We start from the raw sequence: 13,542 nt of genomic DNA, 5'->3' as shown, positions 1-13,542 counted from the left end.
AAATGCCCGTCTCCTGCGAGACGGGCATTTTTATGCGCGGTGTAACCCTCAGCCGCGGTATTCGCACAGGTAAGCGGTGTCCACGGCGACCTTCAGTTGGAACTTGCTGTTGGCCGGTACGTTGAACTGGCTGCCGGCGGCGAAGGTTTCCCAGTCGCTGGCGTCGGGCAGTTTGACGGTCAGGGCGCCGGAGACTACGTGCATGATTTCACGCTGGGCCGTGCCGAATTCGTATTCACCCGGAGCCATCACGCCGATGGTCGCCGGACCTTCTGCGGTGCCGAAAGCGATCGACTTGACGGTGCCGTCGAAGTACTCGTTGACTTTGAACATGGGCCAATCCTCGGAAAAGGGTCTGAAAAGGTCGGCCAGTATGCCCAACGCCAGGGGAGCTGCCTAGACCGGCAAAATCAGCGGCAGCAGGCGTGCGGTGTTACGCGCATCTTCCAGTGCCCGGTGTTGCTGACCCTGGAACTGCATCCCCGCCAATTGCAGGGCACCATTGAGCCCCAGGGGTTTGTCCAGGCGCCGGGCCTTGGCGAAGCGCTGCTTGAGGTTCACGTGGGGCGTTTGCGCCAGAGCACTGGCCAAGCGGTTGCGCTGCCATTCGAGTTCAAGCTGCGCGCGGTCATAGTCGCCCCAACTGGCCCAGCCTTCCAGAGGGCCGAGATGCCGGCCCAGCCAGCGCTCGAACAGCGGCCACACCTCGGTGATGGGCGCGGCCGTGTCGATATTCGCTTGGGTGATGTGGGTCAGTTGGCGACAAAAGGGCGTCAGCAAGGGACGGCGCAACGGCCGCACAAAACGCTGGAAGTGATCCAGTTCACGGCCCTGGCGGTTCACCAGGCTTGCGCCGATCTCGATGACTTCCATCTCCGTCACGGGCCAGCCGCCTTCATCCGTTGTGGCTTCAAGGTCAATAATCAGCCAATGAGGCATCGTGCAGGTTCCCGTACTCTTCCCTTCTTGATGGGGATAGAGCGTAGCCCGGCCTTGTAGTTCCGCCCAGGGCCTATTCGATCTCCAGTAACACCTGACGATTGCGCACCTGATCGCCGGCCATGACCCGCACGTGTTTGATAATGCCGTCGATGCCCGCCGTGAGCGGCTGCTCCATTTTCATCGCTTCGAGCACCAGCAGCAGTTGGCCTTTGCTGACGTGCTCACCGGCCTGTACGCGCACCTCGACAATAGCCCCGTCCATCGGCGCCTTGACTGTGCCGCTGCTGGCGTCGGCGTGGCGGCTGGCGACCTGGTGAGTGCGGTTGGTCACGCTCAGGCCCGCCAGCCAAAGCCGATCACCGTCCAGGTGATAGGCGATGCGGCGGCGGATGCCGTCGCGCACCAGGGTCGCGTGGCGGCCGTCGGTGGTCAGGTGCAGCGGGGCTACGGTGACGCTGTGAATGTCGCCGTTGACCTCAAGGCGCAAGGTGTTGGGCACACTGGCGTTGTTCCGCCACCCCGCCAGGCCGTGCGGGTGCAGGTCGGCACTGTGTTGATGGAACAGCGCAGCGGCCAGGGCCAGTTGTTCATCGGTGACCGTCGGCTGCGCTATGACATTGAAGTGCTCGGCGAGAAACCCGGTGCTGAAATCGCCGTTGATAAAGCCCGGATGCTTGAGCACGTCGATCAACAGCTGCTGGTTGGTCGCGACGCCCAGCAGCCGCGTATCTTCCACCGCGCGCAGCAATTTGCGCCGCGCCTCTTCACGAGTGGCGCCGTGGGCGATGATCTTGCCTTGCATGGCGTCGTAGAACGGGCTGATTGTGTCGCCTTCGCGCAGCCCATGGTCGATCCGCACACCGGGCGCCGGTTCCCAGCGCAGCACGTCCCCGGTTTGCGGTACGAAGCCGCGTGCCGGGTCTTCGGCGTACAGGCGCACTTCCATGGCATGGCCGGTCAGCGTCACTTGCTCTTGGGTGACCGGCAGCGTCTGGCCGGCGGCGATCTGCAGTTGCCAGGCCACCAGGTCGAAGCCGGTGGTCAGCTCAGTGACCGGGTGCTCGACCTGCAGGCGCGTGTTCATTTCCAGAAAATAGAACTGGCCGTGGCGGTCGAGCAGGAACTCCACAGTGCCGGCCCCCACGTAGCTCACCGCACGGCCGGCCTTGAGCGCGGCTTCGCCCATGGCTTGGCGCAAGGCGGCGGTCATCACCGGGCAGGGCGCTTCTTCGATGACTTTTTGATGGCGGCGCTGGATCGAGCAGTCGCGCTCACCGAGGTAGATCAGGTGGCCGTGGCTGTCGCCGAACAGCTGGATTTCGACGTGACGCGGTTCGATCAGCGCCTGTTCCAGAATCAGCTCATCACTGCCGAAGGCGTTCAGCGCTTCGGAACGCGCGGTGCGCAGTTGCTCCAGCAGCTGCTCGGGTTGCTGCACCAGGCGCATGCCGCGCCCACCGCCGCCGGCGCTGGCTTTGATCATCAACGGGTAGCCGATGCGCTCAGCCTGCTGTTGCAGGGTGCTGTCGTCCTGGTCACTGCCCTGGTAGCCGGCGATGCAGGGCACGCCGGCGTCGAGCATGGCCAGTTTCGACAGGCGCTTGCTGCCCATCAATTCGATGGCTTCGACGCTGGGGCCGATGAAGGTGAGGTTGGCGTCGAAGCACGCTTTGGCGAACGCGGGATTTTCAGAAAGAAAACCGTAACCGGGGTGCACCGCATCGGCGCCGGTGATCTTTGCCGCGTGAAGAATGGCCGGGATGTTCAGGTAGGACTGCTGCACGGGGGCCGGGCCGATACACACGGCTTCGTCGGCCATGTGCACATGCAGCGCTTCGGCATCGGCATCGCTATAGACCGCCACCGTGCGGTAACCCAGAGCGTGAGCGGTGCGCTGGACGCGGCAGGCAATTTCGCCGCGGTTGGCGATGAGGATTTTGCTGAACGCCCCCATGGCGTTGTCCCGTGGTGGAGGCGTCATATGCACCACCCCGGCTGGCGCTTCTGCACGAACGCCTGCGTGCCCTCAATCCCTTCTTCACCTCTCACCGCCTCGGCAAACCACTGTGCGGCCTGATCCAGCAAAGGCCCCAACGGCTGCTCGACACTGGCCAGCAACAGCGCCTTGGTGCGCGCATTGGCCCCCGGTGCGCACTGCAAGACCTGGCCCAGCACCTGATCGAGTCGTTCGGCCAAGGCTTGGGGGTCATGTTCGGTGAAATGCACCAGCCCCAGGCGCTCGGCTTCCACGCCATCGAAGCGCGCGGCCGTGAGGGCCAGGCGACGCGCCTGGGTCAGGCCGATACGCTTGACCACGAACGGCGCAATCTGCGCCGGCAGCAGGCCCAGGCTCGTTTCGGGCAAGCCGAAGCGGGCCTTGTGGTCGGCAATCGCGATGTCGCTCACGCAGGCCAGGCCGAAGCCACCGCCCAGCACGGCGCCTTGCAGCAACACAATCACCACCTGCGGCAGGGCTTCGACCGCTTGCAATAAGGCACCGAAAGCGCGGTTCAGCGCGGCCAATTGATCACCCGCGCTGACCATGTCTTTCACATCGGCGCCGGCGCAAAAGTGCCCGCCCGCGCCGCTGATCACCACGGCGCGCACCTGGCTGTCCAACTGCGCCAAGGCCGCATGCAGTTCGTTGACCATCTGCAGGCTCATGGCATTGCGGCATTCGGGGCGATTAAGGGTGATGTGCAGCACACCGTTATGGGATTCGAGCAGCAGGGTGTTCATGATTTTTTCCCCGGCAGGGTGCCCATCAGTTTGCAGATGATGCCCAGCATGATTTCGTCGGCGCCGCCGCCGATCGACACCAGGCGTACGTCGCGATACGCCCGCGCGACCGGGTTGTCCCACATGAACCCCATGCCGCCCCAGTACTGCAGACAGCTGTCGCTGACCTCGCGACCCAGGCGCCCGGCCTTGAGTTTGGCCATGGAGGCCAGGCGGGTTACGTCCTGGCCTTTGATGTACTGCTCGGTGGCCTGGTAGACCAGCGCCCGCAGGCATTCGATCTCGGTGGCCAGCTCCGCGAGGCGGAAGTGGATCACCTGGTTGTCGATCAGCGCTTTGCCGAAGGTCTGGCGCTCCTTGCAATAGGCGATGGTGCTGTCGATGCAGTACTCCAGGCCCTTGATCATATTGGCCGCGCCAAACAGACGTTCCTCCTGGAACTGCAACATCTGCATCATGAACCCCGCGCCTTCATGGCCGATGCGGTTGCGCTGGGGGATACGCACATTGTCGAAAAACACCTGGGCGGTCTCCGAGCTGTGCATGCCGAGCTTTTCCAGGGGCGGGCTGACGCTGATCCCGGGGGTGTTCATCGGCACCATGATCAGCGACTTGTTGATATGCGGCTTGTCGTCCGAGGTGTTGGCCAGCAGGCAGATAAAGTCGGCGCTTGGCGAATTGGTGATCCACATTTTGCTGCCATTGATCACGTAGTCGGCGCCGTCCTTGCGCGCGTGGGTCTTGAGCCCGGCCACGTCCGAACCGGCACCGGTTTCCGAGACCCCGATGCAGCCCACTTGCTCGCCGCTGATGGCGGGACGCAGGAATTCATCGCGCAGTTCATCCGAGCCGAAACGGGCGAGGGCAGGGGTGCACATGTCGGTCTGCACGCCGATGGACATGGGGATGCCGCCGCAGTGGATGGTGCCGAATTCTTCGGCGGCGACGATCGAGTAGCTGTAGTCCAGGCCCATGCCGCCAAAGCGTTCGGGCTTGGAAATGCCCAGCAGGCCCAGGTCGCCGGCCTTGCGGAAAATCTCGTGGATGGGAAAGCGCCCGGCCTTTTCCCATTCATCCACATGGGGGTTGATCTCGCGGTCGACGAAGGCGCGCACGGTGCGGCGCAGTTCCTGGTGTTCCTGGGTGAAGATCATTGTTCTTGTTCTCCTGTTAGAAACGCGCCACACCGAAGCTGTTGGGTTGCAGTTCCCGCACCTGGGCTTCATGGCAGATATCCAGCAAAAAACCGAGCAGGGTACGGGTGTCGCGTGGATCGATCAGCCCGTCATCCCACAGGTTTGCCGTGCCATACAGCGCAGTGGATTGGCTGTCGAGTTTCTGCGCGGTGACCTGCTCCAGCATATCCAGCACCTTGGGGTCGGGCACCAAACCGTCTTTCAACTGCTTGGCCTCGGTAACGATGCGCAGCACCTTGCCCGCCTGGGCGCCACCCATGACGGCCGTGCGGCTGTTGGGCCAGGCGAAGATAAAGCGCGGGTCCAGGCCTCGCCCGCACATCGCATAGTTGCCCGCGCCGTACGAGCCACCGACCACCACCGTGAGTTTAGGCACCCGTGCATTGGCCACCGCCTGGATCATCTTCGCGCCGTGCTTGATCACCCCCTGCTGCTCCGACTCGGTGCCCACCATGAAACCGGTGGTGTTGTGCAGGAACAGCAGCGGCGTGCGGCTCTGGTCACACAGCTGGATAAACTGCGCGGCCTTGATCGCCCCTTGGGGGGTGATCGGACCGTTATTGCCGATTACCCCCACGGCACGGCCCTGGATGTGCAAGTGGCCGCAGACGGTGTGGGCGTCGAACTCGCCTTTGAACTCGAGGAAATTGGAACCGTCGGCCAGGCGCGCCAGGATCTCGCGCACGTCGTAGGGCTTTTTCGGGTCATCGGGGATCAGGCCCAGCAGTTCGTCGATGGCATACAGCGGCTCCTTGAACATGCGTGCCGGCGCCGGCGGCAGGTGGGCATTCCAAGGCAGCAGACTGACGATCTCCCGCACGATGCGGATCCCATCGGCGTCGTTTTCCGCCAGGTATTCGGCGGTGCCGGCTATCTGCGCGTGCATTTCGGCGCCGCCCAGTTCTTCATCGGTGGCGACTTCGCCGGTAGCGGCCTTGAGCAGCGGCGGCCCGGCGAGAAACAGCTTGGCCTTGCCGCGCACCACCACCACGTAATCCGACAACCCCGGCTGATAAGCCCCGCCCGCCGTGGCCGAGCCGTGTACCACGGTGATTTGCGGCAGGCCCATGGCCGACATACGCGCCTGGTTGGCAAAGCTGCGCGCGCCTTCGACGAAAATCTCGGCGGCATAGTTGAGGTTGGCGCCGCCGCTCTCGGCCAGGGTCACCACCGGCAGTTTGTTTTCCAGGGCGATCTGTTGCAGGCGCAGGGATTTTTTCAGGCCGCTGGGGGAAATGGTGCCGCCCTTGATCGCGCTGTTGTTCGCCACCACCAGCACGCGCACGCCGCTGACATAGCCGATACCCGCGATCAAGCCGCCACCGGCCGCGCTGCCATCCTTGTCATCGTGCAGCTTATAGCCGGCCAGGCTCGCCAGTTCCAAAAACGGTGCACCGGGGTCCAGTAAGAGGTTGAGGCGCTCGCGGGGCAGCAGTTGACCGCGCCTGTCGAACTTGGGCTTGGCTTGCTGGGCCTTGTCCAGCAGGGTTTGCTCCAGTTGGCGCAGGTGCTCGATGCTCGCCAGCAGGGCATCGCGGTTCTGCACGAACTGCGGGCTGTGGGGGTCGATCAGGCTTTCGATCAGCGGCATGGTTCAGGTCCCTTCCTTGAGCACATCCGGCAGATAGGCGCGGTGGAAACCATTGAACGCCGCGCTCGGCGGCTGTGCCTTGTGCAGCGGCCAGGCGCGGCTGCCCAGGCTGGCGGCGCCGTCGATGCGCAGGGTGCTGCCGCTGATAAACGCCGCAGCCGGGCTGAGCAGGAACACGATGGCCGCGCTGACTTCCGATTCGGTGCCGATACGCTTGAGCGGCACATGCTCGCGCAGGGTGGGGATCACCGCCTTGAACGCGCCTTCGTAGGTGTCCATGCCGCTGGACGCAATCCAGCCCGGCGCCACCGCGTTGACCCGCACCCCGGCGCAGCCCCACTCGACCGCGGCGGTCTTGGTGAAGTTGTCCATGCCCGCGCGGGCGGCCCCCGAGTGCCCCATGCCGGGCATGCCGCCCCACATGTCGGCGAGCATGTTGACGATGGCGCCGCCGTGACGGCTCATCGACTGGTTGAACACTTCGCGGGCCACCAGAAAGCCGCCCACCAGGTTGGTGCGCAGCACGGTTTCGAAGCCTTTCTGATTGATCGATGCCAGCGGGGAGGGGTACTGGCCCCCGGCATTGTTGACCAAGCCGTGGATGGGACCGTGTGCGTGAAGGATCCGGCTGACCAGTGCTTTCACCGCCTCTTCATCGCGGATGTCACACACCTGCCAATGGGCGCTGCCGCCGTCTTCGACGATTTCTGCCGCGACGGTTTGCAGCTTGTCCGGCTTGCGCCCCACCAGCACCACCTGGGCGCCCAGGGCCGCCAGCTCGTGGGCGGTGCAGCGGCCGATACCGCTGCCGCCACCGGTGACCATCACGGTCTGCCCGTGAAACAGGTCGGCTTTGAAGATTGAATCGAAGGCCACGGCAGCGCTCCTTAGGTGAGTTGATCGGCGAGGTGTTGCGGCACGGCGATGGGGATTTCCAGCAGTTGCTGGGCGAAGGCCTTGCCTTGGGGGTCGATGCGCAGGCTGGCGATACCGCCGCCGCCCAGGGCGTTTTCCAGCAGGAAGTTCAAGCTGTGGCTGCCCGGCAGATACCAACGCTCGACGCGGCCGATGAGGGGGTCAAGTACGTGGCTCATCCAGTCGACGACCACCTCGGGCGTCAGGGCCTCGGCGATCCACGGCAGGTACTCGGGGCGGCGCGCGATCACGCCGATATTGCTGTGGTTGCCCTTGTCGCCGGAGCGCGCCGCCGCGAGTTTTACCAGGGGGACGCTGGCGTCGGCGCGGCCTTGGGGTTTTGGCGCTTCCATCGGCGCGGTGGGCGTGGCCAGGGGCTTCGCGGGCGGCAGGATGCAGGGGTGGCGCTGGCCCTGGAAGTCGACCACCGGTTCACACTGGGCTTTATCGATCAGGAACGAAAACAGCCGAATCAACGGATAAACCGTCGGCCGCCCGCCAACGATCCCGGTCAACCCCGGCGCCATGCCCGTCGCCGCCTGGGCGATCTCGCGGGCGAACAGCACCAGCGCCTGTTTGTTCGGATGGCGTACGGCGAGCTTGACCACCACCTCACGGCAGTCATGGCGCAGGGCGTGGGCGCCGTAGGTGGCTTCGCTGCCCAGCAGTTCGATGTTCACCTCGGTGTAAGGCGCCCAGCCGCGCTGGCTGAACAAGTGCGAGGTTTTGTTGATGATGGCCTGGCTGACCCGCTCGGCCTTGGCCACGGCGTCGATCCCGGCGATCAGGCAACTGGCGGTGCAGCGGAAACCGTCGGGGTATGTGGCGCTGACCTTGTAGGTGTCGGTCGGCGGCATGCCGTGGGCGCCGCTCAGATGAACGCGGTTTTCGCCCTGTTGCTGCACCTTGACCTGGCTGAAGTCGCAGATCACATCGGGCAATAAATAAGCGCGCGGGTCGCCGATTTCGTACAGCAGTTGTTCGGCCACGCTCAGTTCACTGATCAGCCCGCCGGTGCCGTCGACCTTGCTCACCGTGAACGCGCCGTCGGCGCTGACGTCGACGATAGGGAAACCGATGTTTTCGTAGTCGGGCACATCGCGCCAGTCGGTGAAATTACCGCCGGTGCACTGCGCGCCGCATTCGATGATATGCCCGGCGAGGGCGGCCTGGGCGAGGCGGTCGTAGTCGTGCCACGCCCAATTGAATTCGTGCACCAGCGCGGCACTGACCACCGCGCTGTCGACCACCCGACCGGTGATGACGATATCGGCGCCCAGCTGCAAGGCCTGGGTGATGCCCGGCGCGCCGAGGTAGGCATTGGCGGACACACACATCGGTGGCAGCGGCGCGCCGTTGAACATGTCGCTGACCGTACGCAGGTGTTTGAGCTGGGGGTGCAGATCGTCGCCGAGCAACACGGAGATTTTCAGCGGGATGTGTGCCTTGTCGCAGGCCGCTTGCAGGGCGGCGGCGCAGGCCTGGGGGTGGATGCCGCCGGCATTGCTGATCACGCGAATGCCCTGGCGCTGGATCTCGGCCAGCAGGGGCGTCAGCACCTCGACAAAATCCGTGGCGTAACCGGCTTGAGGGTCTTTCAACCGTGCGCCGGCCAGGATCGACATGGTGACTTCCGCCAGGTAGTCGAACACCAGGTAATCCAGCTTGCCGCCGTGCACTAACTGCGCGGCCGCGGTGCAGGTGTCGCCCCAGAAGGCGCTGGCACAGCCGATACGAACCGTCTTGCTCATGAGAAATCCTTCCTCGAGTGGCTGTTGCCGAGACTACCAAGCAAGCGCTTGGTTTGTAAACGCCTGTCACAAGTTTTAGCCAAGCGCTTGCTTGGGTGGCGGGCACGGCCTAAATTGCCGGCCACGACGTGAGTAGAAGTAAAGGAGAGTGGCATGGATGAGCAAACAGCCCTGCGGGTGATGCGCACCCTGGTCGACGGCGGCCAATTGACCGACCCCGACAGCGCCCGGGGCAAGTTGCTGCAAACCGCGGCTCACCTGTTTCGCAACAAGGGCTTCGAGCGCACCACCGTGCGTGACCTGGCTGGCGCGGTGGGGATCCAGAGCGGCAGTATTTTTCATCACTTCAAGAGTAAGGACGAGATCCTGCGCGCGGTGATGGAGGAAACCATCCGCTACAACACCGCGCTGATGCGCGCGTCGCTGCAGGAGGCGGGGAATGTGCGTGAGCGCGTGCTGGCGCTGATTCGCTGCGAATTGCAGTCGATCATGGGCGGCAGTGGCGAGGCCATGGCGGTGTTGGTGTACGAATGGCGCTCGCTGTCGGACGACGGCCAGGCCCGGGTGTTGGCCCTGCGCGATGTGTACGAAGAGATTTGGCTGCAGGTGCTGGGGGAAGCCAAGGCCGCGGGCTATATCAAGGGGGACGTGTTCATTGCGCGGCGCTTTCTCACCGGGGCGTTATCGTGGACCACCACCTGGTTCCGTGCCGAAGGCAGTCTGACCCTGGAGCAACTGGCCCAAGAGGCGTTGTTGATGGTTCTGAAAGCCGATTGAGGCGCAAGCCATTAATTTGCCGATGAAAAGTTGTCTCGCCAGTTAAAAACGCCTAGCTTATCGCCATCAATGTGTTGAACGGTGCGTGCCTTGATGTTAACGCCATGGCGATTGGCTGCAGGACTTACTCTATGGGCACTCGGCACCGCGTGGTGGATGCCGGCGTCGGCGGCGCAGTTGGTGCGCATCGGTGCGGCACATTTCCCGCCCTATACCGTGCGCCCGGAGCAGGGCGCCGACACCGGTCTGTTGCCGCAACTGGTCGAGGCTTTGAACGCCGCGCAAAGCAATTACCAATTTGTGCTGGTGCCCACCTCCATTCCCCGGCGCTTTCGCGATTTCGAACAAGGCCGGATCGACATGGCCATCTTCGAAAACCCCGACTGGGGCTGGCAGGAAATCCCCCATACGGCCGTCGACATGGGCCTTGAGGATGCGGAAATTTTCGTTGCCCAACGCAAAGTCGGTCGCGAGCAGCGTTATTTTGCGGACCTGGACGGCAAACGCCTGGCGGTGTTCAGCGGTTATCACTATGCCTTCGCCCACTTCAACTCCGACCCCAAGTACATGGCCGAGCACTTCAACGCCACGTTGACCTACTCCCATGACAGCAACCTGCTGATGGTCGCCCGTGGGCGGGCCGACATCGCCTTGGTGACCCGCTCCTACCTGAGTGACTTCATGGTGCGTAACGCCGACATGGCAGGGCAGTTCCTGGTTTCGGAGCGCATCGACCAGGTGTATCACCATTACGCCTTGCTACGGCCCAAGGCGCCGATCACCGCGGAGGCGTTTTCGGCGTTGCTCAAGGGGCTGCGCGACAGCGGGCAGATGCTGAAGATTTTCGAGCCGTACCGCATCGATGTGATGGCGGCACCTTGAACGGCTAAATTTGCGCGTGTGGCTCACGTCACTTCTTTATCTGTCGACGAGCGTGAGCCCTTTCCATGTCCAATCTGAATGACCTGTCGGTCTTGCCGTTGCCGGCCGGGCCTGCCCTGAATGCCGATGAAACCGAAAGCCACCTGAGCCTGACCCTGGAAGGCCAGCCGTTGGCCCGGCTGCGCCTGGAGCGCGGTGACGAACTGCACGTGCACCTGCAGCAGGCCAACGAGGTGCCATCGGCAAGGGCGTTGTGGGCGGCCTGCTACTGGTTGTTCGTCAAGGAGCCGACCCGCCAGCGCCTGACCTGGCATCTTGAGCATGCGCCCGAAGAAGCCTTGCGCAGTGGGCTGTTGGTGAGCAGTGACAGCCCCGGGCAATACCACTGCGAGCGCACCCTGTTCTGGCAGTTACCCCAGCCGTGGCTGGGGCACGCGCCCAGTGGCAGTTACCCGCAACAGATGATCATCAGTGATGGCAAGCGCCATCCCGCCCGTGCGCCCAAGCCGCGGGGTGAGGTGTACCGCCGTTTCGACGCACGTCTTGGCGCGTGGATTTCACTGCGTACCGTGGAGATCGACGTGGACGTAGCGCGCTTCAGTCGCTGGCAGAACAGCGCGCGGGTGGCGAATTTCTGGCAGGAAAGCGGCAGCCTCGAACAGCACCGTGACTACCTCGGCAAGCTGCAAGCCGACCCGCACACCCTCACGTTGATCGGCTGTTTCGATGACGAACCCTTTGCCTACTTCGAAGCCTACTGGGCCAAGGAAGACCGTATCGCACCGTTCTACGATGCCGGCGACTACGATCGGGGCATTCACATGCTGGTGGGCGAGGAACATCATCGCGGTCCGCACAAGGTTGCCAGTTGGTTGTCGGCGCTGGTGCACTACCTGTTTCTGGATGATCCGCGTACCCAGCGCGTGGTGGCGGAGCCCCGTGCCGATAACGCAAAGATGATCGGTCACATGCACAACCAGTGCTTCCATTGCGAGAAGGAGTTCGACTTCCCGCACAAGCGCGCTGCGCTGATGATCCTGGGGCGGGAGCGGTTTTTTGCGCGGTGTGGATTAGTCTGAACCACCGCTGATCGTTCCCGCCCTGGGAGCGATCAGCGGGCGGTCAAACCCGCCGTGCAAAGGTGTCGCTGTGGTTGCCCGAGACCTTGCGGCAATGCACCAGCGCGTCGCGAATCATGAAATTCACCAATGTGGGCGAGACCCCCAGTTCCTTGGCGATGTCCTTTTGCGGCACGCCGTGCAGACGGTACATCTCGAACGCGTAGCGGGTGCGCTGGGGTAGCTGCGTCAGGGCGTCGGCGATGTTTTCCAAGGTGTTGAAATTGATATGGGAGGTTTCCGGTGACGCGCCGTGAATGACCACATTCAAGCCTTCCTCTTCCGTCCCGGAGTATTTGAGCTCCAGTGCCTGCTTACGGTAGTGATCGATGGCGAGGTTGCGCACGATCTGGAACAGATAGCTCAACTGGGCCTTGAACGAAGACGTAATGGTCGGCGCCGACTGCAATCGGAAGTAGGCGTCCTGCACCACATCTTCCGCACGGGAGCGGCACCCGGTGATGCGTGCTGCAATCTTCACCAGGATCAGTCGATTGTCGACGAACGCCTGCAGAAGTGGTGAGTCGCACCTGCCTGTGGATACTTGTTCCGTCATGGAAATCACCTTGATAAAGAGGTTGGGGGAGGGCGTCCTTGCTGAGGCCTCCTACACATCGGGCAACAAATTAGGCTGAATGATAATGATTGTCAAATGAGAAGACGAACTAATCTTGTGCCTTCTCGTAAGCTGTGATGTGTGTCTCGTAGGTGGCCGACGACTAATTATTTGCCGATGCCGTCCGTTCTTTTGGGTGACAGGTCCGTTAGTCAGGCGGCCAAGGATCAGCACCCGCAGGAGGACGAGATGGGTTTTTATCGTGCACACAGCGTGTTTCAGTTCGCGGTACTCGAGCGATGAGTACCCCCACCCGACTGCGCCTGTTCTGCCTGCCCTATTCAGGCGCCAGTGCCATGGTGTATGCGCGCTGGCGTCGAGCCCTGCCGGAGTGGTTGCAGGTGTGCCCGCTGGAATTACCGGGCCGTGGCATGCGCATGGACGAGCCGTTGCAGCGCGACATCACGGCCTTGGCCGCCCAGTTGGCCGATGAGATCAGCCGCGACCTGAATGGGCCCTACGCCTTGTTCGGGCACAGCCTTGGCGGGCTGCTGGCATTCGAATTGGCCCACGCGCTGAAAGCGCGCAATGCGCCGGCGCCCCTGGCGCTGTTCGCCTCCGGCACGGCCGGTCCGGCGCGCCGCGACGTCAGCGAATACGCCATCGAAAAGACCGACGAGCAACTGATCGAGCGCCTGCGTGAGCTCAAGGGCACCGCCGAAGAAGCCCTGGCCAACCCCGAATTGATGCAACTGATGCTGCCGATCCTGCGCGCGGACTTCCTGCTCTGCGGCAGCTTCACCTACGGCCGGCGCGCGCCCCTGGAGATGCCGATCCACGTGTTTGGCGGCAAGCAGGACAGCGTGCGCGCCGACCAATTGCTCGACTGGCAACTCGATGCCGCCAGTGGTTTTTCCCTGGACATGTTTGACGGCCACCACTTCTTCCTCGTGCAGCACGAAAGCGCCGTACTGCGCTGCATGCGGCGCTACGCCGAGCAGCACCTGGCCCGCTGGCGCAATGGCGCGGCGCGGCAACTGGCCGCCGGCTGAACGCCCCCTAATTTCCCGATTTC

The 13,542-nt window shown here is 63.4% G+C and carries 13 protein-coding genes; 4 read left to right on the top strand and 9 right to left on the bottom strand.

What is annotated here, in order from left to right; genetic code table 11:
- Nucleotides 1-48 precede the first annotated feature (48 nt).
- From KZX66_RS07005 to KZX66_RS06970, 8 genes are all read right to left on the bottom strand, one after another.
- The gene (locus KZX66_RS07005) at nucleotides 49-333 is read right to left on the bottom strand and encodes a pyrimidine/purine nucleoside phosphorylase (RefSeq protein WP_058424671.1); all 285 of its coding nucleotides are present in this window, start codon (nucleotides 331-333) and stop codon (nucleotides 49-51) included.
- Nucleotides 334-396: 63 nt separating this feature from the next.
- On the bottom strand, nucleotides 397-939 hold the full coding sequence (locus KZX66_RS07000; protein WP_248077860.1) for an exonuclease domain-containing protein: 543 nt from the start codon (nucleotides 937-939) through the stop codon (nucleotides 397-399).
- Between the two features lie 73 nt (nucleotides 940-1,012).
- Nucleotides 1,013-2,896: an acetyl/propionyl/methylcrotonyl-CoA carboxylase subunit alpha gene (locus tag KZX66_RS06995; protein ID WP_248078188.1), complete on the bottom strand. Its 1,884-nt coding sequence runs from the start codon at nucleotides 2,894-2,896 to the stop codon at nucleotides 1,013-1,015.
- A gap of 23 nt (nucleotides 2,897-2,919) precedes the next feature.
- Nucleotides 2,920-3,681 (bottom strand): enoyl-CoA hydratase-related protein, encoded by a 762-nt coding sequence (locus KZX66_RS06990; protein WP_248077858.1) that lies wholly within the window; start codon nucleotides 3,679-3,681, stop codon nucleotides 2,920-2,922.
- Nucleotides 3,678-4,835 (bottom strand): acyl-CoA dehydrogenase family protein, encoded by a 1,158-nt coding sequence (gene atuD, locus KZX66_RS06985; RefSeq protein ID WP_248077856.1) that lies wholly within the window; start codon nucleotides 4,833-4,835, stop codon nucleotides 3,678-3,680. The genes KZX66_RS06990 and atuD overlap by 4 nt, the downstream gene beginning before the upstream one ends.
- 16 nt (nucleotides 4,836-4,851) lie before the next feature.
- Nucleotides 4,852-6,468 (bottom strand): acyl-CoA carboxylase subunit beta, encoded by a 1,617-nt coding sequence (atuC, locus tag KZX66_RS06980; protein ID WP_248077854.1) that lies wholly within the window; start codon nucleotides 6,466-6,468, stop codon nucleotides 4,852-4,854.
- Nucleotides 6,469-6,471: 3 nt separating this feature from the next.
- Complete coding sequence (locus KZX66_RS06975) at nucleotides 6,472-7,344, bottom strand: SDR family oxidoreductase (RefSeq protein ID WP_248077852.1); 873 nt, start codon at nucleotides 7,342-7,344, stop codon at nucleotides 6,472-6,474.
- An 11-nt stretch (nucleotides 7,345-7,355) separates the two neighbouring features.
- Nucleotides 7,356-9,134, bottom strand: a complete 1,779-nt coding sequence (locus tag KZX66_RS06970) for an acyclic terpene utilization AtuA family protein (RefSeq protein WP_248077850.1) — start codon at nucleotides 9,132-9,134, stop codon at nucleotides 7,356-7,358.
- A 153-nt stretch (nucleotides 9,135-9,287) separates the two neighbouring features.
- Between KZX66_RS06970 and KZX66_RS06965 the strand changes: the two genes are divergently transcribed.
- The 3 genes from KZX66_RS06965 (at nucleotide 9,288) to KZX66_RS06955 (ending at nucleotide 11,872) form a co-directional block, all read left to right on the top strand.
- A complete protein-coding gene (locus KZX66_RS06965) occupies nucleotides 9,288-9,911 on the top strand; it encodes a TetR/AcrR family transcriptional regulator (RefSeq protein WP_248077848.1) in 624 nt (207 codons plus the stop codon).
- Between the two features lie 93 nt (nucleotides 9,912-10,004).
- Entirely contained in the window at nucleotides 10,005-10,793 is a 789-nt protein-coding gene (locus KZX66_RS06960; RefSeq protein ID WP_248077846.1) for a transporter substrate-binding domain-containing protein, read from the top strand.
- A gap of 65 nt (nucleotides 10,794-10,858) precedes the next feature.
- Nucleotides 10,859-11,872, top strand: a complete 1,014-nt coding sequence (locus KZX66_RS06955) for a GNAT family N-acetyltransferase (protein WP_248077844.1) — start codon at nucleotides 10,859-10,861, stop codon at nucleotides 11,870-11,872.
- A gap of 43 nt (nucleotides 11,873-11,915) precedes the next feature.
- Here KZX66_RS06955 and KZX66_RS06950 read toward each other — a convergent pair whose 3' ends face one another.
- Nucleotides 11,916-12,467: an RNA polymerase factor sigma-70 gene (locus tag KZX66_RS06950; protein ID WP_248077842.1), complete on the bottom strand. Its 552-nt coding sequence runs from the start codon at nucleotides 12,465-12,467 to the stop codon at nucleotides 11,916-11,918.
- A 299-nt stretch (nucleotides 12,468-12,766) separates the two neighbouring features.
- Here KZX66_RS06950 and KZX66_RS06945 point away from each other — a divergent pair, with 299 nt between their 5' ends.
- A complete protein-coding gene (locus KZX66_RS06945; protein ID WP_248077840.1) occupies nucleotides 12,767-13,519 on the top strand; it encodes an alpha/beta fold hydrolase in 753 nt (250 codons plus the stop codon).
- Nucleotides 13,520-13,542 lie beyond the last annotated feature (23 nt).

Origin of the sequence: Pseudomonas sp. EYE_354 (genome assembly GCF_023148575.1) — a bacterium.
In the GTDB taxonomy this organism is placed as follows: domain Bacteria; phylum Pseudomonadota; class Gammaproteobacteria; order Pseudomonadales; family Pseudomonadaceae; genus Aquipseudomonas.
The sequence above is the reverse complement of the archived record's forward strand: the minus strand, read 5'-3'. Positions and strand labels throughout refer to the sequence as shown.